A 20,895-nucleotide genomic window follows, 5' to 3' on the forward strand; every position below is an offset into this window, starting at 1 on the left:
AGTTTATGCCAAGCTCAAATCTCCAAGCCCAATTGGGCTACACCAGTAACAAGGAAATGTCCCAGGATTTCCTGATCCCAATGATAAATCGTATTCTTGAAAAAGGAGGCATCAACCTAACAGCCAATGATGATGGAATATGTAATGGCCTCGCAGCCGTGTACATTAAATATGCTTTGCAGGGAAAAAGCAGTGAGTTTGCAGCCATGCTGAATGCCATTAATCAGAGAGGTCAGCAGGCAATTATGGAGGGGATTACTGAATCCCCTCCTCCGTCCACTAGTTCAGATGATGAAATTTCAGATAGTGATATCAACCGCTTCATTCAGGAGGTCGTCTTTTGCTTTCTGCCTGATGAATTTAACAAACAATTGAGTCAGGTTGACGCCGTGCATCTGGTAACAGTTCCTGTGGAAAAGCATATAGAAAGCCCTGATGGAAATGTAACCAAAATCACTGAACCTCAGAAATTGCAATCTGTTTACAAGCTGGGACTGGTTGCAGAAAAGGGAGCCTGGAAACAGATTTTCAATAAGATGAGGGCACCTGATACTGCCTGGCACGTAGGCTCTCTTGATCACGCAGTGGCGGTTCATGTCAATAAAGAGGGTAATTTCGAGGTTTATGATCCCAACTTTCGTAAAATAGCGGTATTCAAAGATGGCCATCCAAAACCTGAATCCACAGCAGCAGGTCAACTGGAAAATTTTTTATTCAGACGATTTGCAATGGAAACCAATAAGATGGCATTGACTATTGACGTAGTAGCTCATCCGCAGGCAGCAATCGATTTTACATTCCCTGATAAAGCAAGCTTTATCATCGACAATCTTAGTCGAAGGTATCCTGACGCAAAAAATGACGCTTTAAAGAATAGCAAGGGGGCACCCTACAATCAATTGGCTATGGCAGCAAGAGTCAACGATACAGAAATGTTAAGATTGTGGCTTGAGAACGGCAGCTCTTCTTCACACGTCGCTTTATTGGCAGCTGTTCAGGATAACAGGCTTGAATCTTTGGAAGTGCTACTTGAAAATCAATACCGGCATTGCTTAAACGATCCCGAAAACAGCCCCCTCTCAGCCTATTATGATGCAGTAAAAGTGGCTCTTAAGAAAGGACGTACAGAATCACTTGGAAAATTGCTGAATGATAGTGACATCCGCTTATCTATCAGCCAGTTACTTCAAAATAATACGCAGGGAACCCAATTTCAGCTTGAACTTCTAAGCAATGCGGCAAAATCACGTAACCCCTATTGTATCCGAATTTTAACTGATTTTCTGAAGGATAATGTTCCCGATCTGGATTTCGCTCAATTAATCAATTCCGGTAATGTGCTGGAAATCGCCCGGGAAGCGGGGAATCCCCAATGTGTTCAGATATTAAAAAATCTTGTTGCTGAAAAACCTGATATGGCTCAGGACAGTGCAAATGACCTGAATTCGGCAGAGGATGAGCAGCCCAACTACCCTTCTAATGAAGAGGAAGTTAAGCATTTTATCTGGAGATTGCCGTCATTCAGAGAAGTTATCTCCATGATAGTAGATAAAATAGCCAGTTTTTTTAGATCGTCAAAAGCCGAGGCTGATTCATCTACTCAAAAATACAAGACACAGATTGATGAAGTGAAGTCTGCGACTCCATTAGCAGATGCTCCAGCCGCAACTGGCCAGAGCATCAAATCTCGCCTGTCGATTGAAAAAGCATCCAGTGAACAAGCTCCTGAGACATCCTCTTCTTTAAGTAAACCATCGGTTTAAAACAGACTTCATCATTTAGTCGTTTTTAACCTCAGTCGCCCAATACACGATCGCAATAATCACCGCTCCCAGAAAAATCCACGCTAACTGATACCAGTAGAAAAAGGGAAAACCAAATAGTCTGGGTTCAAGCTTGTTGTACCAGTGTAAAGGAAGAACCGCCAGAATGGGAATCAGCAAGAGCCAATACCAGTGTCGTTTGGATTTACGAAGCATAGGTAACTAATTTAAGACGGGATTTTTTTATGGTCATGGAATCAGACAAAAAATGCAATAGGATTTTCCATTTGCAAAAGACAGTGATACTATTTGCCTCGATGGATAAAGCCTCTCTTTTCAGGAAGCACAGGCTGCTCAACAGTGGAACAGGATATGGCAATGGATGGCAATATTAATTCGTATATGATACTGGTTGCGATAATCGCAGGTTTGGGTGGTTTCCTTTTTGGTTTTGATTCAAGCGTGATTGCCGATGTGCAGGATCAAATTATCCGTCAGCTATCCCTTAATTCATGGGAATGGTCTCTCGTTGTCAGTTTTAGTCTGCTCGGTTCAGTCGCAGGCATTCCGCTAAGCGGATATCTTTCAGATCAGATTAGCCGTAAAACGCTGCTAAAAACAGTTGCCATTGGCTTTATTCTGGGAACCGCCTGTTGCGCGCTTGCCAATACACTTAATTATTTATTGCTCGGCCGGTTTATCATCGGGGTCTGTATAGGAATTGCCTCATACATCGCCCCTTTATTTATCGCGGAGATATCTCCTCCAAAAAACAGAGGCGCACTGGTTTTGATTAATGGGCTAGCACTCACCTTTGGTCAAGCTGTTGCCTATTTAATTGGCTATTTATTGCAGGATAGCGCCGCCTCGAGTTGGCGTTTAATTTTATGGACAGGGATAATACCCGCACTCTTATTGTTTATCGGTATGCTGTTTGTACCTCATTCCCCGCGCTGGCTGGTAAAAAAACAGGGGCTTGAAAAAGCGATTGACGCATTGAAAAAAATAAGACCAAAAGACGCAGATCTCAGGAGCGAGGTCGCTGAAATAAAAAATAATAGTTCCCCCCTCAAACAGTCTAAAGCGCTGTTATTGAGCAAGCCTTTTCTTTCAGTGCTGGCAGTTGGAACGCTGCTTGGCGTGTTTCAACAATTCTCAGGAATTAATGCGCTGATGTACTACGGTCCGATGATTTTCCAAGGCGCAGGAATTCTATCTATCAGATCGGCTATTCTCGCCACCTTTGTCATTGGAGTAGTCAATTTTATTTTCACCGCGTTCACGCTCTGCTTTGTGGATCGCTTTGGCCGTCGTTTTCTGCTATTAAACGGGATGATGCTCGCCAGTCTGAGCCTGTTCGCTATAGCATTCTGCTTTAACCGCATATCGCCTGCAATCATTCTCCTGCTTTTCTGTACTTATGTGATAGGCTATTGCATTAGTGTTGGCTCGCTATTCTGGGTATTAATTTCTGAAATATTTCCACAAGCCACTCGCGGATTTGCCATGAGTATCGCCACCGTCATTCAATGGTTGGCGAATTTTCTTGTATCGATTTCTTTCCTTACATTCTTTACCAATACCGGACCCTCATTCACTTTTTCCATCTACGGGGGCTTCTGTTTACTCGCTTTTTTCTTTATTTATTATTTTATACCGGAAACAAGCGGTGTTTCTCTCGAAAAAATTGAAGACAATTTGCTTAAAGGTCACAAAATCAGGGATCTTGGGCAAAATCTTAACAAGCAAAAAAATAAATTAGCATTAAACTGGGAAGTCTCAAATGAATAAAAAATGTCGAATAGGAATCATCGGTGCAGGACGGATTGGGAAATTACATGCCGCCAATTTAAAATCACAACTCCCTCAATTTGAGTTGAACGCCATTGCGGACCCACAGCTGGATACTCACTGGGCAAAAACCCTGAATATCCCCCTCTGCAGCAAATCGGTTGAAGATATACTTGATAATCAGGACATCGACGCTGTATTAATTGCTTCACCCTCTCATTTGCATAGCCAACAGATTCTTACGGCCTGCGAGTCTGGAAAAGCTATTTTCTGTGAAAAACCATTAGGCTTATCCGAACAGGAAATCCTTCAGACAATTGAAGCAGTAAATAAAAATAATACTCTCCTGCAAGTCGGCTTTAATCGTCGCTTTGATCCCAGTTTTTCAAACTTGCAAAACCGTATAAAAACAGGGGAAATCGGCCAGACACAACTTATCTGCATTACCTCACGTGATCCAGCCTGCCCTTCAAAGGAGTATTGTGCAACCTCAGGCGGCATTTTTATGGACATGAGTATTCATGATTTTGATATGGCACGCTTCCTCGCCAATTCAGAGGTGGTTGAAGTTTATGCAGCTGGCGCTATCCTGATAAACCCTGAATTTGAAGCCTTGAATGATGTCGATACGGCAACTATACAACTCCGCTTTGCGAATGGCGCACTGGGTATTATCAATAATAGCCGACAAGCAGTCTATGGCTATGATCAGCGAATTGAAGTACTGGGGGCAGAAGGGATGCTCCTCGCTGGAAACCAACCATCAAATCAGGTAATAAGTTATGCAATGAATGGCATTCACTCTGCTAATCCCCTGTATTTCTTTTTAGAGCGCTACCAGCAGGCTTTTATTGCCGAATTAACCGCATTCTATCAGAGCTGGATTTCTGAAAAGCCTGCGCTGGTTTCAGCCTTCGATGGACTTCAGGCATTAAAAATTGCTCAGGCGGCAAAACAATCACTGGAAATGAGTGCGCCGGTCAAATTGTAATTCTAAATGAGAGCGATAAATGTCAGAACTAAATTATTTAAAAACAAGGCCTATCGATTTGATTTGCATGGGCCGGGTGGCTGTAGACTTCTATGCAGAAGAGATAGGCCTTGCCCTTTCTGAAGCCAGTACTTTTAAAAAATATCTGGGGGGATGTGCTGGAAATATCGCTGTTGGTGCAGCGAGACTGGGATTAAGCTGCCAGATGCTTTCCTGTGTGGGCCGGGATGAAATGGGCACTTTTTTAAAGAAGACACTCATTAACGAAAACGTTAATATCGATTTACTTCAGGAGTCAGATGCCCACCTGACAGGGCTGGTGCTTTTGGGTATTAGTCCACCGAATCATTTCCCTCTGATGTTCTATCGAAATAACTGCGCCGACATGCAGCTTAAAGCTGAGCATATTTCAATAGAGGATTTGGAAAAGGCCAAGGCCCTTCTTTTCACCGGCACAGGTTTATCCACTAAAACCATGCTTGCAACGACACAGCATACAATTGCTCTCGCTAAAAAAGCCGGTACACTCATTATTATGGATCTGGACTACCGGCCAGTTCTATGGAATCTGACCACAGCAGGTGATGGCGAAACCCGCTATCTGCCAGCGGCAGAAGTCACCGCTATTTACCAACAGGTTCTTGCTGACTGCTCACTCATTATTGGCACCGAGGAAGAAGTGTTATTGGCGGGAGGTGCGGACAATCTGCCTGCCGCAATTCATCGTATTCAATCTCTTAGCCAGGCGCCGATTGTAGTTAAACGCGGACAGCTGGGCTGCCAGGTTTATTTTAAAAACGCTTTTACCCTGGAATCAAAACCTTTTCCGGTTGAAGTGCTAAACGTTCTAGGGGCTGGTGATGGTTTTATGGCCGGCTTGTTAAGAGGCTTGCTGCGCGAAGAGAGTTGGGAAACTGCCATGCAGTGGGCGAATGCCAGCGGCGCCTTGCTGGTTACGCGACATGGCTGTGCGCCCGCAATGCCTTATTGGGAAGAGCATCAGTACTTTATACGCGAGTTCACTAATAATCCACTGGTTTGGAAAAGTCATGTATTAAATCAGTTACACGAAAAAACTAATGTACTTACATCTGCTTATCCATTCAATGAAGGCATAAATTCAATTGTCGAAATGGACAATAATCCTTCTGAAATGCAAATGAATTTCAAATCACTGCGTTTAAATAAAGGAGAAAGTTTTCAGTTCAATCCCTTATTTGAATTTGCCGTACTGCTAATGACTGGACGAGTTGATTTTCACTTTGAAGATAAACAACTTAGAGCGGAACGCTGCGATTATTTTGCTGAAAACCCGATTGTCTTACACTGTTCAAGCGGCACCACAGCTTCCGTACAAGCTCACAGCGATTGCGAGCTCTTAATTATGGAAACTGAAAATCCTACTCCTTTTGAACCGATGGTTTTTACAGAGCACAATATGCTGGAAACCGATCATCGCGGACAAAAGCAATTGGAGAATACCGCTTATCGTATAGTTCGTACGGTTTTTGACAAGCGTAATCGGCCAGAATCAAATCTTGTTGTGGGCGAGATTATCAGTTTCCAGGGGCGCTGGTCGAGTTATCCTTCCCACTACCATGCACAGCCTGAAATTTACCATTATCGATTTTCAGAACCGCAGGGATTCGCATTGGCAGAAAATGGAACGCAGACAATTCGCATAGCACATGGCGATACCTATCAGATAGCCGCCAATAAAACCCATGCCCACTGCACTGCTCCAGGCTATTCGCTTTACACCCTGTGGTTTATACGCCATTTGCCGGGTGAACCTTATGAGCATCCAACTTTTGTTGATGAACACGACTGGACTCGCAGAGACTCGGCAAACCAAAGAGTATGGCGATTAATTTAACGAGAGATGTTTAATGCTAACTATAAAATTAACGACCGCCCAGGCTTTACTTCGTTTTCTTGCTAATCAGTATATTAAACTTGATGGCAGAGAATACCGTTTTGTACAGGGCATTTTTGGTATTTTCGGCCATGGGAATGTGACCGGGATTGGCGAAGCACTGGAATACGATGACAGTGGTCTGACATACTATCAGGGTCATAATGAGCAAGGCATGGCGCATGCAGCCACAGCCTATGCCAAACAAAAAAACCGGCTGGGAATTTTGGCCTGCACCTCCTCTATTGGACCTGGCGCGACCAACATGATTACCGCAGCGGCAACAGCCACTACCAATCGAATTCCTCTATTGCTGCTTCCAGGCGATATATTCAGCTGCCGCCAGCCCGATCCGGTTTTACAGCAGTTGGAAGTGCCTCATGATTACACAGTTTCTGTAAATGATTGCTTCAAACCGGTGAGTAAATACTGGGACAGGATTCAAAGACCTGAACAATTGATAAGCGCCTGCATGAACGCACTGCGGGTTCTTACAGACCCTGCAGAAACAGGGGCCGTGACCCTTTGTCTTCCTCAGGATGTTCAATCCGAAAGTTACGATTACCCGGAAACCTTTTTTGCCAGACGTGTATGGCGAATTGAAAGAGAATCTGTCAGTCAGGAAGCTACCGATGAAGCAGCCATTCTCCTACTGAAAGCAAAAAAACCTTTGATTATTGCTGGCGGAGGAGTTCACTATTCTCTGGCAGCAGACACCTTGGCTGAATTTGCCTCGCAGCATCAAATTCCCGTGGCAGAAACCCAAGCGGGTAAAAGCGCCCTTCCCGCCTCACATCCAATGAATGTAGGAGGTATTGGGGTTACTGGCTCGGAGGCTGCCAATCTGTTAGCGGCACAGGCCGACTTGATTCTGGTGGTCGGTTCGCGCCTGCAGGATTTCACTACCGCCTCCAAATGGGGGTTTAAAAACGAAACCTGCCAATTGATTAACTTAAATATCAGCCGCTTTGATGCCGTCAAAATGGATAGCCTGATTTTAAAAGGCGATGCCAAAAGCGGTCTTCTTCAATTAAGCCAGTCAATGAAGAATTTTGAAACCTCTCCGAGCTATCGCCAGCATATTCAGCAATACCGAAAAGCCTGGCAGGACGAATTAACCCGAGTTATCGCCATTCCTGAGAAAAGAGCGAATGGGTTGTCTCAAACAGCTATTCTTGGCTTGTTAAATCAGTTGACCACTAAAAATGATGTAATCATCGGTGCAGCGGGCAGTCTGCCAGGGGATTTGCATCGCTTATGGCAATCCAAAGCAGCCAAGGACTATCATCTTGAATATGCGTATTCCTGCATGGGCTATGAGATTTCAGCGGGCCTTGGCGTTCGTATGGCTAAGGAAAAAGAGGAAGGCGAAGTCTATGTACTGGTTGGAGATGGCAGTTATATTATGCTGCACTCGGAGTTACTCACCTGTATTCAGGAACAGTTGAAAATAACGATTATTCTTTTTGATAATCATGGCTATCAATGCATACGCAATCTGCAAGAAGCCAATGGCAGCATGGGTTTCGGAAATGAATTCCGCTATCGCTCTTTGCAAAGCAGGCGGTTAGACGGCGATTACATTAAAATTGACTTTTGCCGCTATGCCGAAGCGCTGGGAGCAAAAGCCATTTATGCGGATAGTTATGACGACTTCAAAACGGCACTCGTAAATGCAAAACAGAATACAGGCAGCACCGTAATTGTTCTCCCCGTTTTACCAAAAACAATGAGTAAGGGGTACGAAACATGGTGGCGTGTGGGAGTGGCTGCTGTCTCCAATTCTGAAAAAGTAAGAGCTGCTCACGCCAATATGCAGCAGCAAATTGAAAGCGCAAAATTGTTTTAAGGAATAACAATGAAATTGGGTATTGCTCCGATCAACTGGTCTAATGATGATGATCCAAGCCTCGGATCAAATATTAGTTTTGAACAATGTATCAATGAAATGGTCCAAGCTGGCTATCAAAGTACGGAATTGGGAAATAAATTTCCCAAAGATCCTGTTTTTTTGAAGAAAACACTCGATGAAGTGGGCCTCGTATTAAGCAGTGCCTGGTTCAGTACGTACTTTACTGAACCTGAAAATTATCAGAAAACCTTGTCGCGTTTTCTGGATCACTTAAGTTTTATGCGTGCGATGAATGCAAAATTTATTAATATTTGTGAATGCGGATATGCAGTTCAGGGTACCGGGCAGCCGGTACTAGGTGAGAATAAACCAGTATTTAACGATGAACAATGGACTCGATTGATTCAGGGTTTGCATGCAATAGGTCGTATCGCTCATGATTATGGCATGCAGATTGTCTATCACTATCATGCCGGAACCGGGGTTTTCAATGCTTCAGAAATTGATTATCTCATGCAACATACCAGTCCGGAGTTAGTCTCCTTATTACTGGACACCGGTCACGCCGCCTTTGCCCGGATAAACCCAATGGATCTGCTTCAAAAATATCGAAGCCGCATACGTTATATTCATTTAAAAGATATCCGTGCAGCTGTTTTTGAAAGAGTTTCACAAGAGAAACTTTGCTTTATGGATGCGGTGCGTGCCGGTGTTTTTACAGTACCCGGTGATGGGATGATTGACTTTGCACCAATAATGACAGAACTTAAGAAAACTGGTTATCAAGGGTGGATGATTGTGGAAGCCGAGCAGGATCCTGCCAAAGCACCGCCTCTCGCCTATGCTCTAAGAGCCCGCGAGTATCTGCAAAAAATGATAGATTGAGAACTCAATGTTGGGCCAAGGCCCATAGCGGTCAGGCTAAGAATATCTGATCCCCTCTCCACCGCGCAGCGGGGGAGAGGGTTAGGGAGAGGGGGCTATAAACAAGTTCGCGTAGCGATTTATTAATCATATTTCTGTGATTATGGTTTATTGCTACAACAAAATGGAATCACTAACGTGATAAATTTTTTAACCCCCTCACCCCTACCCTCTCCCCCACGCTGCGCGTGGTGGAGAGGGGATAACATTACTTCTTAGCCTGACGATGACGGCTATGGGCCAAGGCCCAACCTACGTGTTTAAGGGGATTTTTCCTAAACAGTGTTTAGCTTCATCGACTACCAGTCAATGAAACATTAGATTCGTCCGGATTAACTCCAGCAATTGGAGATACTGGCAGCAAGGGCTCTCTGTAACTCGCTATCTGGACCCTCTCAGGTGAGGTGAGTGGAGCCTGGATGTGGTATTCCGCTGTCTGGCTTTCCTTTAATGAGTTTTTCAAAAATAAGAGCAGCTCATCAATTACCTTGGTCTGCCCTTTGAAATAGGCGGCATAACCTGAGAAATTTTTTAATTCCTTAATGGCGAAATAGCAGGAATGCAGAAGGCTTTTTGCTTGAAGCGAGTCTATTGGAACTGTTTCGATTAAGCAATTCACGGTATTAAAAAACAGTTTCAAACGCCTGACTCGAGCATTCAGTTTGCATTCTTCAATTGGATTCACATCGGATACGCTAAAAAAACTTCTTTTTCCCTGGGTTGATGATTCAGGTTTCTCGAAATTTGCGAAAGCAATTCTCAAACGGGCGCGCAGCTCAACAAGCAGACAATATTCTGATTGAATTAATGGAAGAATGCGACGAAATGCCTTTCCCTGCAGAGGCAGTTCCTCCTCTTTCAACTGAAAAAAGAACTCCATCTCGAATCTTAATTTAAAATCTTCCTGCTTGACATCTGTAGCAGGCTTCAGGGGATATAAACCTTCGATTGCAAAGATATCCCACAAACTTTGTTTGAATGGGCTTGGGAGCATGCCAAAGCAGCTTGCCATTAATTTACTGTCCTTACTTTCTATAATGGACTGAATAGCAGGATATAAGGCTGCAAAATAATTATCGACACCATGTTGCGATAAAAACAGTTGAATAACAGGATGTAATTGTTCAATTAACTCCTTTCTAAGACTAATATTTGCTGTACTACAAATTCGTTTAATCATTATGCTGAGTATGGATTCTTTTACACCATTTATATAGGTTCCCTCAATTTGTCCAATTGTAGCACCAGCTTTTATGAGCCCATTGATAAGACTAGGTTCACACTCAAAAATTATTGCCGCGTTTAACATCTTGATTTTTGTCTGATCCAAAAGAAATAATTGGCTTGAATTTGCTCCAAGCTCAAGTAATCGCTCGGCAAACCAGGAATTATTATGTGTGACAGCTACTCCAAGTAAACTTAATTCAAATTGTGGAACACGAGACGAATAAACCTTATCAATATCAAGATCTTCCGCTTTTCTTTTTTCTCCTTTTGGACTTTCCACAGTGTCTTTTTTACAGAACATCGTCAGGAACACGTTTAAAAGACTTTGAACTCTGAACTCACTCAAATTCATTCGCAGCATATGACCCAAAACATTAAAAAAGAATTGCCGCTGAAGCGACTTAACATCAGCCAGTGCTTCGGCGGAGGAGCGGAATAATTTAATTGCACTCCCGGTTTTTTTAGTCTGCCTTGGTGAACTGAGGGATTCATGTCTTAAAAGCTCAAAGAGTGCCTTGGCTGAGTTATAATGAGGACATTTCCCCTGCTTTTCCGGGGGGGCAAGTTCGTTTGGCGCAGGGGCTAAGGGATCGAACTTTTCTTTCAGCGATTTCAATGACTGCTGAAAAAAGAACTCTACCGTTAGTTGCTGAGAAAAATCAGAATTTTTCTGCGCTGAAATATCCACGAAATGATAAAGAGACTGTCTATGATTAAGGCTCAGATTATTCATAAAAATGGCCAGGATATTAGCGTCTTCAATTTTCAGGATTATTGGGAAAATAGCAGCTAAATGATTAAAATAATTGTTCAGACCATGCTGTTTCTGAATGACCTCAACTGTCAATTGTAATTGCTCATAGAGAGGTTGTCTTTTTCCCGGCACAAGATGCAATAACTTTCCGTGTAAATTTTCAAGCGCTATTTTTAAAATGGACACATCACCATGAGTCAAATCAATTTGTGCATTTGCCTTTATCAGTGCGGCTAAAATATCGGAAGAGCAATCCAGAATAACGGCAGCGACCAAGGGCTTGATTTGTCTCTTGTTTGGTCCTAAATCGAAGCAATGGTTAGAGCTTGCTCCTAACTTTAATAAATCGCTGACCCTGTAAAAATCATCGGCCTGTATCGAATGACCTAACAGGGTTTGTTTGACTGGCCTTGAAGTCAGTATTTGCTGTCTGGGCGAGCTTATAAGCGTATCAGAAATTTCATATTCCTCATCAATTATCTGAGAATACCCTGCTCGACCATGCAATTGCTTTAATAAAGGAAAAACCTGTCTTGGATCTTTTCGGAAATGCCCTAATAAATCATTAAGTAAAGGATGAACCAGTAAAGTAGCAGGCAGTTTATTCTCTTTTCGAGCCTTTTGCGCAGCCCAATATTCATTCGCGACAGTCAGAAAAACTTCAGGATCATCGAAATGATTCTCAGGATGCTCCTGCACATCGTTTGCATAGTCTTCAAGACCTAAAACTTTTGCAAGTTCATAGGCATAGCTCTCATCTACGGTGTTTTTGTTAAACTCATGCTTTACATGTATCGCCTTAAATCCGGCCTTTCTTGCCCACTCTACTACCCCTTCAGTGTCATCAAGGATTAAAACGTCTTCAGGTCTGAGAGGAATGCCGCTGGATGACTTGTTGAACTCCTGCATGATGAAGTGAAGATCCGCGTTCTTTTGTTTAGTGAACAGGTTCTTTGTTTCGAGATCATGCTCATACCTTTTCATCAAAATATTTCTAAACTCGGTGACATCTTCGCTGGCAATTACAAGATTCGGATTATTTACCGAAAAATGAATGCCAAATCGTTCAAACAGTTTGAGTAAATCAGTGATTGATGCCCCTCCACTGGAACCAATATCGCTATCGAGTTTTCTATCGCGGGCAGTATCAATTCCCAAATGGATGGTTAATGATGCCCAGCGTAATATGGGGATTAACAAATCATGATTGAGAACAGAGGCATACTTTCCCTTTAAATTGACTAGTGTGTTATCGAAATCACAGGCCAACAGTCGTATTTGAGGATGAATACCCGCGGGAATTTGAACCGTATCGCCAAGGTCAGTTTTTGCTCGCATGAAAATTCTTCCTAATTGTTATTCAGAGGCAATCAATCGGCACTCTAGTTATGCGCGAGCTCATTGTCTCAAATTCAATAAAATTGTCAATTTTTTAGTAAGAATCAGCATGAAAGAAACAGAAAATTCATTTGATTTTAAATACAATTTTTTTTAATCTCGACGAATTTTCCAAGGTCCTATTTTTCAAATTTTTGCACCATCAAACAGGCTCTTTGCCCCTCAAACACGCCTTTGTCCATTATATAATTTCCCACTGTTCTGAACCCTGCCTTCGTATACACATGTTGTGCGCGGGGATTATTTGCATCAGGATCTATAAAAAAAGTATCCGCAGCAGGATCGACCTTTTTACGGAAAAAGTCGATAAAGGCGCAAAGCGCTTCACTGGCAAATCCCTTACCAAGAAACTCCCTGTTACCTATACCAAAATCGATGCAATAGGTAGCGCCGGTTACAGAGCGATTTTCAGCCAGAATCTTAGGGCAGTCCTCTTTGGATCCAAGCGGGGAAGTTAAAATGAAACAGGATTTTTCCTTGTTGATGGAGCCAATCCAATAGCTGACATTTCCAGAAAAATAAGCTGAAGGTTTTTTCCTGCCATCCACAAAGTTAATAATATCATCCTTATGTTCCTGGCTATTATCCCAAAATTCCAGCATATGAGGTTCGGCAAGCCAGGAAAAGATTATTTCCAGATGATGCTTTTCAAGTTTCTCAAATTCAAACATAGCGTCCTCCCCGACTATCGATTTCCTGCTTTAACTTATGCTCTCAGCTGCCATAATTAATAAAGAGTAATTATGTTTCTGCCCAGCGGAAATCATACTGATATTTTTTTAATTGTTATGAATTGATTAAACTCAACATAAGGAAATATTTATCATGAGCAATAATGACTTGCAACATATAGTTGGTGAAATCTCTGAAAAACCTGATGAGATTCCATCCTCTCCTGACCAGTTTGAACCCTTACCAAATGACACTCCAGAACCCAGCCCGGAAAATACACCCGAGCCAGAACCTGTTCATATTCCTGAGCCCGAACCCCTTAATATCCCGGAAAAGCCGCTTTAAATTCCCTTAGGGGAATTTTTTGGCGATTGCTTCTTTTCCTTTTTAATTTCATTACACACCGGCTTGCTGGAATCAGGCGTAATATCGCAAACATTCTTGATTTCCTTAATTTCCGGATGATCCTTGGCTTTGTCTTTTTTAATTGATCCCATAATTTTCTCCTATTTCCTTTTATTTATAGCAAAAGCATTTTATGCTGCATGAAATGACTATCGTTGATAAACGGATACCATGGCCTATTTCCTACTGAAATATATTCATATCATCAGCTCCACCTTATTGTTTGGCACAGGTTTAGGCAGTGCTTTTTATATGTGGCGCGCCAATCAAAGCGCTAATGTTGAGGCGATGCGTTTTGCGGCCAGGAATGTGGTGATTGCCGATTGGATCTTTACAGCGCCTGCCGTCATTATTCAGCCGATTACCGGATTTTGGTTAATGGCTATTATGCATTATCCAATCACCAGCAAATGGATTATTCTCAGCTTGATTCTATACGTAATTACCGGCGCCTGCTGGCTTCCGGTGGTATGGCTGCAAATCAAAATGGATCAATTGCTAAATCAAACTACCCTATCCGTAAAAGGTTTGCCTGCAAAATACCACCGCTATGCAAAATTATGGTTCATTTTAGGCTGGCCTGCATTTTTCTCGGTATTAGCAATTTTTTACCTGATGGTATTTAAACCATTTTAAGTTAAAAAATCGTAACTCCCCAGGTCTCAACGTCATCCTGAACGCAGTGAAGGATCTCATGAATCTGGCTTAGCTCTAAGCAGTTTGAGATCCTTCGCTACGCTCAGGATGACGTACCTGGGGAGTTACAAAAAATCTGATAAGAATTCCTTAAGCTTTTCCTGATAAACTCGCCTTCATAATTATCACCCAAAGGAAGATGATAAATAATAATGGCAGAATCATCAGAAATTACAGGATTAACAAGAAAGCTTAATAAACTCATCAAGCAAAAAAAAATTAATGGATTTCCTGACCATTTAACGACAGAATTAGAAAATACAGCGAAGCTGCTTAATCTTAAAGAATGTGCGTATAACGATTCATTAAAATCGCTCCTAATTCGCCTGCATCTTATTAGCATTCACGTCTTAAAAAATGCTGATTATCTCTCGAATGCTGAAAAAAATCGTATTGCCAAAAACGTTATCACCTGCACCAGGCTTATCACTAAAAGTGATACTAATCAGGACAACATAAAGTATCACCAAAAATTGCGTCGATTGCTTAATAGCAATGCTTTCGAGTTTCGTAAATATTCCTCTCCCTGGAAACATTATCCCCTGGTCTTGATTGATTCGGTGGTTAATGCGGTTAACTACGGGCGCAGTGGGATTTTCCGTACCGATTATCCACGCTCTCACTTGGCCAGAAAAGATTATGTGTCAGAGACACTGGAGCATTTCACTCTCGTTAATCGTAGCGCTAGTTCGCGAATGGTTTTATCTCGTCTTGCTTCATGCCCTGATAATCCTGAAGACGAACTAATACGTCACTTGAATCCAGAGGTCACAGAGGCCTTTGCTCGTTTTATTGCTGCAAATAAAGCTAATTCTAAACTTACGGACGAAGTCAGAACATTAATTGCCTCATTAAATGGAATCGCAAAACAGCTGGCTGGTGCAGAACATAATCAAGTGATTCATGCCGCCGCAAAGAAAGCGTTTCTGGCCTGTCAGGATTTGGTTCTTGAAATACTCAATAACAAGAAAGTTTCAATCACTAAAATCAAACAATTGTCTGTATGTTTCAAACAAACTGCATTAGTCATTGAAAATCCAGGCAACAAAGAACAGGTCCTTAAACTTTCGGAGATGGTGGAACAAAGTGACTATAGCCGCTATCGAGCAGATCGTGAAAAAACCAGTTATGCAGTTATTCATATCCTGGTGTCTGCAGCCCTTTTAGGCTTAGCTATATTTGAAGCAGTCGCCAGTCATGGCTTATCCATGGCTGTACATGCCTGGATTATCTCCGCTGAGGGAGTAAGTCTTGGCGTGGGTCTTGGTCAATTACACTATTTCTCTAACAGTGATCAGAGAAAGACCTTTTTCTTTGATTCTATGGAAAAAATGTGTAGCGCCACCAACCTGTCAAGCTCACATCAGGACTGGGTAAACCAAAATGATCTGGTAAATCGCAGAACTGAATTGCTGGATGAAATAATTGCGCAAAAATACAAGGACACTTCCGATTTATCAAAAGAAGCCATCAATTTGATGACTGCCTTGCGAGCACTTCAGCAATCCAGCAATTTATCCAGTCAAGAACTGCTGAAAAAACAGGCCCAGACTGTTCTAAGCTGCGCTCAGGATCTGGCGCTTGATTTATTAAGAGCAGAAGAACCTTCGATGCACCGTATACAGAAACTAACTGAATGCGTGAACGCAGCACAAAAAGTGACTAGCCAACCGGAAAATCCCCAGGCTATTGCGCATTTAGTGAAACTGCTTAATCAAGGCGGATACGAGACTACCCGTGTAAATAAAAAAGATATCCTAATTGCATCCCTTTTAGCTCTGGCCAGCATTGTACTCTTTGCAGTGACCATAACCGGTACAATTCTCTCTGGCGGGACCACTGCCGGAACGATTCTCTCCCCTTTTATGCTCATGATTATGTCCATTAATCGTTTTATTCACGCCTTCCAGCGTCAGCAAACTGCTTTCACAGCGGAAGCACGGACATTGGCCGAGTATTCGGAAATAATGGGTGATGCTGAACCTGAACCGATTCCTGACGAACTCTCTTCTGATTCAGACGGGTACTCATCTGATTTCAGCTGTGCATAACTGATTCGACTATAATTCAAATAGGTCAAGTATTTCGATACTTATTGAGTCTGTGTTATTACATTTATGGAAGATGATACATAAAACCGTCTTTGCGAGAGTCAGCGAAGCAATCCATCTCATTAGTTTATAGGATTCGATCTTGGATTGCTTCACTTCGTTCGCAAAGACGACAAGTTTGTTGAAGGATATAAGCGGCAAAGGACAGGAGACCATATGAGAGACATTCGTCAAATCCAGGATGAATCTTTTTTATTATTGCTGCAAAGCTCACTTAAAGCGATACCTTTTAATATCTTTCTATCAATAATAATCTGGGGGTATCTCATCTTTAGGGGCGCCCCTGTTACTGCATCCACAGTCTGGTTTCTGGCAATCTCCATTTTAAGCATTATACGCTGGATTTACAGCCGACAATGTATTGCCAGCAAATCCTATATCCATTCCAAAAAATCAAAACTGACTCTATTCGTCAGTTTCACTTTCATTATGGGAGGATTATGGGGTAGCTGTTATATTTTTTTTTATGATTATTTATCTGCTGCACATCAAAATATAATCACTCTGGTGCTTGGAGGAATGGCTGCTGGCGGTATTGCATCACTTTCTATTTATTTACCGGCTTATTATGCCTATTTACTTCCTATGTTTATCCCTTTAATTGTTTACAATTATTCCTTTCTACAAGCAGATAAAAGCATACTAGCCACTATGTTTCTTCTTTTTATAATAATGCTCATGGTAACTGCCAAGTTCCCATCCCAGCTTCTTTCAGAAACTATCAGGTTGGGAAGAGAAAAAGACAGTCTGATTCAGAATCTGAATCACACAAATCATGAAAAAGATGCGGTACTTGAAGAAATTCATCGCATCTCAATAACTGATTCTCTTACTGGACTTTATAATAGAAGATATTTTGACGCGCGTCTCGATGAAGAGTTGCGAAGGGCCAGGCGTAATCAGCATTATTTTAATTTGATATTAATCGATGTGGATGATTTCAAATATGTGAATGATAACTTCGGCCATCCTGCTGGGGATTTAATGCTGAAACAATTGGCAAGGGCCATTAAAAAAACTGCTACTCGGGCAAACGACGCCGCTTTCAGAATTGGAGGTGATGAGTTTGCCGCGATGCTCGCCAACAGTACCGCTGCGGAGGCAATTAATATTTGTAAGAAAATACAGGAATGCTTCATAGAAGAATCGACTGTGAATAACACCACGCTTAGCATTGGTATAGTAAGCGTACCACCTGAGAACATAGAGGCCGAAGACATAATTTCTGCAGCGGATAAAGCCTTGTATCAGGCAAAAAAATCAGGGAAAAATCAGATTCGTTCGATTGAATTATAGTTTTAGCTATTTTTCTGCCTCAATCACATAAAGGCTGAAATTAAAATAATACTGACCCTTATATTTTTCCTCGCACTCTTTCGCATACATTGCTACCATCGCCTCATTGATTTCATCGATTACAGGAGGGGAAACCTGGCCTTGAAAATAGCCCACTCCTCTGACAAATTTGCGGAAAAAATCCAGTGAAGGCAACAGCAAAGAATGCTGATTTTTTTCTATATGGAATTTGCTGAACAACCCATTTTTGTTAAGATTCTCTTTTAACTTATCAAAGTCACTGTATTGGCTTCGGTCCACTGGCGAAACGAAATCACGTAACTCTGGGAACTGCCCCGATTGGGTTACCGCGACCGCTGTATTAATAAATGGATCATCACCGCATGGAAAAAGCAGAAAGATTCTGCCCCCTTTTTTCAAGGCGCGAAATATATTGTTATAAACCCCTATCAGATGTTTCGACCACTGCAGGCACCAGAATGATACAATGTAGTCAAATTGTTCCTCAAATTGCAGTGACTCCATGTCCATTTGTTTTACTGAAAAATTGGGATAAACCCGGCTAAGCTCTGCCGCCAGACTAATCATATTTTCTGAGGCATCGACCCCAAGAATTGAGCCATTTGGTAACATTCTAATCAGGTGCTCGGTGAATGACCCGTTTCCACAACCAATGTCCAATATCTTATCCTGCGGCTTGAACTGCAGTCGGGGGAGATATTCCCTTGCGGCTGTCGCCTGAACATAAGAACCAATGGCATAATCCTCTGCTGGCCAATCATTAGTTTTCATAAAGGCTCCTGTTAAAATAATAATTTACCCGTTTCAGAATGAGTTAAGCAATACAATTAACTGTATTAAATATAAGACAATTAATTGAGCAATGACTTTTTAGATTAATTTGTGTACAATGATGCAATTATTATTACACATTCCTGAGAGTATCAAGGCCTATGTTTTTCCAAAACAAAACCAATATTGCAGTAATTGGAGGAAAAAAATCAGGAAAAACGGCGCTTATCAAGTATTTATGTGATGCTCCCTTTTCAACTGGCGAATTACCCTCTCTATTCTTTCGCACCAGACAGATCCCGGGATCTCATGCCAAGTTTAATTTCTATGAATTAAGCTCGGAGTTAATCCTGACCAATGATAGTTTAAAATGGAATGCCTTTATTAAGGATATTGATATTCTTATTTATTGTATCGACCTGCCAGAGTTTTTAAAACCAGATCAGGGCCATTCTTACGAAATATCCACCGTAGAAGCGATGAAATTATCCACCGAAAAATCAGGTATTCTGACTTTTGTGGCCTTGACAAATTATGACAAGCTGGACGAGAAACTTACTCACTCAGTGGACACACTTGAAAGGCAATTAATTGCAGCCGGATTTAATACATTTATTACCTCTGCAAAACCGGATAATACCCAGACTCATTCTCCTTCCAGAGGAGCTGCTGGAATCAGGTTGCTAAGGCAAGCCGTTGAAAACCATTTGGAAACACAGCCAATCGACTACGCAATTTCGCTCCTGAATGATCAGTATCCAGAGCTTAAAAAAGCATTGAGAGATCTGCATACTGCCCTGAACCATTTACCAGTTTCAGAGAGAAACAGAATAGAGAATGAAACAGTCAATCTGGTCGAGCGCTTTACCCGGGATGAAAATATTTCCAAACTCGCTGCCATTAATTACTACCAGCAAACCTGTACAAAAATACTTTATGATAATGCAGACTCCAGCTTTCGCTGGCGAAAATGGTACTCTCGTGTTTTGTTTAAAATTTTGTTAATTAGCGTTTTTATTATGGCAGCGACCATGGCCGGCTTTGTAGTAGGTTTGGCACTTGGCGCTAAGATGACAGGCCCTGGCGCTCTTTTCATTGCGACGTTTGGAGCTGTAATGGGCGCCCTGGCCGGAATCTATCTGGCGACCCGACTCCCCTTTGATCAATTCCTTTCAAAATTCAGCTTCTTTAGCCCCAAAGAAGAAGTGGCGCTTGGGAATGTGATTAAGGCAGCTATGACAGCAAATGAGGAAGAGATGAGTTATGAAACAGAGAATGACGATCCCTTTAAGCTGGTTTGATTACCCGCTTATCGAATCTATCTCCCCTCGCATCCCTGTGATTACGTTCACTTAATCTCAATATTTATCGAAGGCGATCCTTCCTGCCCGTTGTCTGTGATTTTTTTATGAGTAAACCATAATAAACCTCTTGACTGGTCCGCTTCAATAAATCCCAGCTCAGGAGTTCTTCGCGCATATTTTTTAGCAACATAAGGATTATAGCGTTTCTCATCTATAACTGTGGACGCATCAGACTTTTCAGATTTTTCCTTATACACATTCATTTTTTTACTTAAATAAATGCTTTCCTCGGCTTCATCAAAGGCGGACTCCAGGGTTCTGACTATCGTATCGGGGCAAGTGAATGTTCCTTCCAATGTGCTGTCGAAAATAAGGTACCACAGATTTAAGGAACCAAATTCCGGTTTAATCTGTGAAATCTGCTTGATGAATTCAGCCGTATTAACTGCATTTAACTGTAAAAAGCCGGACTTGCGTGCTTCTTCCAATATGAATAACTGAATTGAGTGCGACCATTTACCATGAGTGACTCCAGCTCCCGGATCAGAGGATAGATAAGCATTTTTCAGTAACACATCGAGAAACAAACCCGTGGTTAATTCATCGATTAAAACGGCTGTCGATTTGGGGAAATCAAATTTAGTATTGGTTCGATATTCTGCAGTAACAGGCTCGTCTGATCCCTGATTAAAATGATTTACACTTCCCCATTCATCAAAAAACTTTCTTATAGTATGCTTCTCTGTGCAGCCTTCTCCGACTTCCGATTGTTTAAATTCATAGTAACTTTTAGCGAATTTCTTAAAACCGGCATGCATCATCTCTTCATTACATAAAAAAGTAAGCACCTGGGTTACATCTTGTTCCAAACTCTCTTCAAGACTGGAAAAGCCTGTATCGCTCAAATACAATTTATAGTCATTATTATCTGAATTTCCCTTGGTAATAAGTTGAAGCATTTTGGTACTCGATATATTCATTCAGATCAAAACTCTATCAGAAAA

Annotated in this window: 17 protein-coding genes; 11 read left to right on the top strand and 6 right to left on the bottom strand. The window is 41.9% G+C overall.

Features of this window, described 5'->3' with window-relative positions:
• The first annotated feature begins 5 nt into the window (after window positions 1–5).
• Window positions 6–1,763, top strand: coding sequence for a hypothetical protein (locus tag LXA66_RS03455; protein ID WP_233011927.1), 1,758 nt, complete (start codon window positions 6–8; stop codon window positions 1,761–1,763).
• A gap of 15 nt (window positions 1,764–1,778) precedes the next feature.
• Here the strand turns inward: LXA66_RS03455 and LXA66_RS03460 are convergent, their stop codons facing one another.
• Window positions 1,779–1,979 carry a DUF3311 domain-containing protein gene (locus LXA66_RS03460; protein ID WP_233011928.1) on the bottom strand — a complete coding sequence of 67 codons (201 nt, stop codon included), beginning with the start codon at window positions 1,977–1,979 and terminating at the stop codon, window positions 1,779–1,781.
• A 162-nt stretch (window positions 1,980–2,141) separates the two neighbouring features.
• On the opposite strand from LXA66_RS03460, the gene LXA66_RS03465 reads away from it, so the two are divergent.
• Genes LXA66_RS03465 through iolE form a run of 5 tightly spaced genes read left to right on the top strand, consistent with a single transcriptional unit; the run spans window position 2,142 to window position 9,197 of the window.
• On the top strand, window positions 2,142–3,554 hold the full coding sequence (locus LXA66_RS03465; RefSeq protein WP_233011929.1) for a sugar porter family MFS transporter: 1,413 nt from the start codon (window positions 2,142–2,144) through the stop codon (window positions 3,552–3,554).
• On the top strand, window positions 3,547–4,545 hold the full coding sequence (iolG, locus tag LXA66_RS03470) for an inositol 2-dehydrogenase (RefSeq protein ID WP_233011930.1): 999 nt from the start codon (window positions 3,547–3,549) through the stop codon (window positions 4,543–4,545). The genes LXA66_RS03465 and iolG overlap by 8 nt, the downstream gene beginning before the upstream one ends.
• Window positions 4,546–4,564: 19 nt before the next feature.
• Window positions 4,565–6,421, top strand: a complete 1,857-nt coding sequence (gene iolC / locus LXA66_RS03475; protein ID WP_233011931.1) for a 5-dehydro-2-deoxygluconokinase — start codon at window positions 4,565–4,567, stop codon at window positions 6,419–6,421.
• Window positions 6,422–6,434: 13 nt separating this feature from the next.
• Window positions 6,435–8,309 (top strand): 3D-(3,5/4)-trihydroxycyclohexane-1,2-dione acylhydrolase (decyclizing), encoded by a 1,875-nt coding sequence (iolD, locus tag LXA66_RS03480; protein WP_233011932.1) that lies wholly within the window; start codon window positions 6,435–6,437, stop codon window positions 8,307–8,309.
• Between the two features lie 9 nt (window positions 8,310–8,318).
• Window positions 8,319–9,197, top strand: a complete 879-nt coding sequence (iolE, locus tag LXA66_RS03485) for a myo-inosose-2 dehydratase (RefSeq protein WP_255665152.1) — start codon at window positions 8,319–8,321, stop codon at window positions 9,195–9,197.
• A 331-nt stretch (window positions 9,198–9,528) separates the two neighbouring features.
• Here the strand turns inward: iolE and LXA66_RS03490 are convergent, their stop codons facing one another.
• Both LXA66_RS03490 and LXA66_RS03495 read right to left on the bottom strand, forming a co-directional pair.
• Entirely contained in the window at window positions 9,529–12,555 is a 3,027-nt protein-coding gene (locus LXA66_RS03490; RefSeq protein WP_233011933.1) for a hypothetical protein, read from the bottom strand.
• A gap of 179 nt (window positions 12,556–12,734) precedes the next feature.
• Window positions 12,735–13,286: a GNAT family N-acetyltransferase gene (locus LXA66_RS03495; RefSeq protein ID WP_233011934.1), complete on the bottom strand. Its 552-nt coding sequence runs from the start codon at window positions 13,284–13,286 to the stop codon at window positions 12,735–12,737.
• Between the two features lie 154 nt (window positions 13,287–13,440).
• On the opposite strand from LXA66_RS03495, the gene LXA66_RS03500 reads away from it, so the two are divergent.
• Window positions 13,441–13,632, top strand: coding sequence for a hypothetical protein (locus LXA66_RS03500; protein ID WP_233011935.1), 192 nt, complete (start codon window positions 13,441–13,443; stop codon window positions 13,630–13,632).
• On the opposite strand, the gene LXA66_RS03505 is transcribed toward LXA66_RS03500, so the two are convergent.
• Window positions 13,629–13,784 (bottom strand): hypothetical protein, encoded by a 156-nt coding sequence (locus LXA66_RS03505; protein WP_165483030.1) that lies wholly within the window; start codon window positions 13,782–13,784, stop codon window positions 13,629–13,631. The genes LXA66_RS03500 and LXA66_RS03505 overlap by 4 nt on opposite strands.
• Before the next feature lie 79 nt (window positions 13,785–13,863).
• Here LXA66_RS03505 and LXA66_RS03510 point away from each other — a divergent pair, with 79 nt between their 5' ends.
• The 3 genes from LXA66_RS03510 (at window position 13,864) to LXA66_RS03520 (ending at window position 17,795) form a co-directional block, all read left to right on the top strand.
• A complete protein-coding gene (locus tag LXA66_RS03510; protein WP_233011936.1) occupies window positions 13,864–14,328 on the top strand; it encodes a DUF2269 domain-containing protein in 465 nt (154 codons plus the stop codon).
• Between the two features lie 212 nt (window positions 14,329–14,540).
• Window positions 14,541–16,439, top strand: a complete 1,899-nt coding sequence (locus LXA66_RS03515; RefSeq protein WP_233011937.1) for a hypothetical protein — start codon at window positions 14,541–14,543, stop codon at window positions 16,437–16,439.
• 216 nt (window positions 16,440–16,655) lie between these two features.
• Window positions 16,656–17,795, top strand: a complete 1,140-nt coding sequence (locus tag LXA66_RS03520) for a GGDEF domain-containing protein (protein WP_233011938.1) — start codon at window positions 16,656–16,658, stop codon at window positions 17,793–17,795.
• Between the two features lie 6 nt (window positions 17,796–17,801).
• On the opposite strand, the gene LXA66_RS03525 is transcribed toward LXA66_RS03520, so the two are convergent.
• Window positions 17,802–18,587: a class I SAM-dependent methyltransferase gene (locus LXA66_RS03525; protein WP_233011939.1), complete on the bottom strand. Its 786-nt coding sequence runs from the start codon at window positions 18,585–18,587 to the stop codon at window positions 17,802–17,804.
• Between the two features lie 161 nt (window positions 18,588–18,748).
• Between LXA66_RS03525 and LXA66_RS03530 the strand changes: the two genes are divergently transcribed.
• Window positions 18,749–19,888 (top strand): hypothetical protein, encoded by a 1,140-nt coding sequence (locus tag LXA66_RS03530; protein ID WP_233011940.1) that lies wholly within the window; start codon window positions 18,749–18,751, stop codon window positions 19,886–19,888.
• Between the two features lie 47 nt (window positions 19,889–19,935).
• Here the strand turns inward: LXA66_RS03530 and LXA66_RS03535 are convergent, their stop codons facing one another.
• Window positions 19,936–20,850, bottom strand: a complete 915-nt coding sequence (locus LXA66_RS03535) for a LirA/MavJ family T4SS effector (protein ID WP_233011941.1) — start codon at window positions 20,848–20,850, stop codon at window positions 19,936–19,938.
• Window positions 20,851–20,895 lie beyond the last annotated feature (45 nt).

Origin of the sequence: Legionella sp. 16cNR16C (assembly GCF_021297775.1) — a bacterium.
GTDB lineage: Bacteria > Pseudomonadota > Gammaproteobacteria > Legionellales > Legionellaceae > Legionella_C > Legionella_C quinlivanii_A.

Excerpts from the sequence above, each read along its gene's own strand:
- LXA66_RS03455 (WP_233011927.1), top strand. The coding sequence starts at position 6 with ATGCCAAGCTCAAATCTCCAAGCCCAATTGGGCTACACCAGTAACAAG.
- LXA66_RS03460 (WP_233011928.1), bottom strand. The coding sequence starts at position 1,979 with ATGCTTCGTAAATCCAAACGACACTGGTATTGGCTCTTGCTGATTCCC.
- LXA66_RS03465 (WP_233011929.1), top strand. The coding sequence starts at position 2,142 with ATGGATGGCAATATTAATTCGTATATGATACTGGTTGCGATAATCGCA.
- iolG (WP_233011930.1), top strand. The coding sequence starts at position 3,547 with ATGAATAAAAAATGTCGAATAGGAATCATCGGTGCAGGACGGATTGGG.
- iolC (WP_233011931.1), top strand. The coding sequence starts at position 4,565 with ATGTCAGAACTAAATTATTTAAAAACAAGGCCTATCGATTTGATTTGC.
- iolD (WP_233011932.1), top strand. The coding sequence starts at position 6,435 with ATGCTAACTATAAAATTAACGACCGCCCAGGCTTTACTTCGTTTTCTT.
- iolE (WP_255665152.1), top strand. The coding sequence starts at position 8,319 with ATGAAATTGGGTATTGCTCCGATCAACTGGTCTAATGATGATGATCCA.
- LXA66_RS03490 (WP_233011933.1), bottom strand. The coding sequence starts at position 12,555 with ATGCGAGCAAAAACTGACCTTGGCGATACGGTTCAAATTCCCGCGGGT.
- LXA66_RS03495 (WP_233011934.1), bottom strand. The coding sequence starts at position 13,286 with ATGTTTGAATTTGAGAAACTTGAAAAGCATCATCTGGAAATAATCTTT.
- LXA66_RS03500 (WP_233011935.1), top strand. The coding sequence starts at position 13,441 with ATGAGCAATAATGACTTGCAACATATAGTTGGTGAAATCTCTGAAAAA.
- LXA66_RS03505 (WP_165483030.1), bottom strand. The coding sequence starts at position 13,784 with ATGGGATCAATTAAAAAAGACAAAGCCAAGGATCATCCGGAAATTAAG.
- LXA66_RS03510 (WP_233011936.1), top strand. The coding sequence starts at position 13,864 with ATGGCCTATTTCCTACTGAAATATATTCATATCATCAGCTCCACCTTA.
- LXA66_RS03515 (WP_233011937.1), top strand. The coding sequence starts at position 14,541 with ATGGCAGAATCATCAGAAATTACAGGATTAACAAGAAAGCTTAATAAA.
- LXA66_RS03520 (WP_233011938.1), top strand. The coding sequence starts at position 16,656 with ATGAGAGACATTCGTCAAATCCAGGATGAATCTTTTTTATTATTGCTG.
- LXA66_RS03525 (WP_233011939.1), bottom strand. The coding sequence starts at position 18,587 with ATGAAAACTAATGATTGGCCAGCAGAGGATTATGCCATTGGTTCTTAT.
- LXA66_RS03530 (WP_233011940.1), top strand. The coding sequence starts at position 18,749 with ATGTTTTTCCAAAACAAAACCAATATTGCAGTAATTGGAGGAAAAAAA.
- LXA66_RS03535 (WP_233011941.1), bottom strand. The coding sequence starts at position 20,850 with ATGCTTCAACTTATTACCAAGGGAAATTCAGATAATAATGACTATAAA.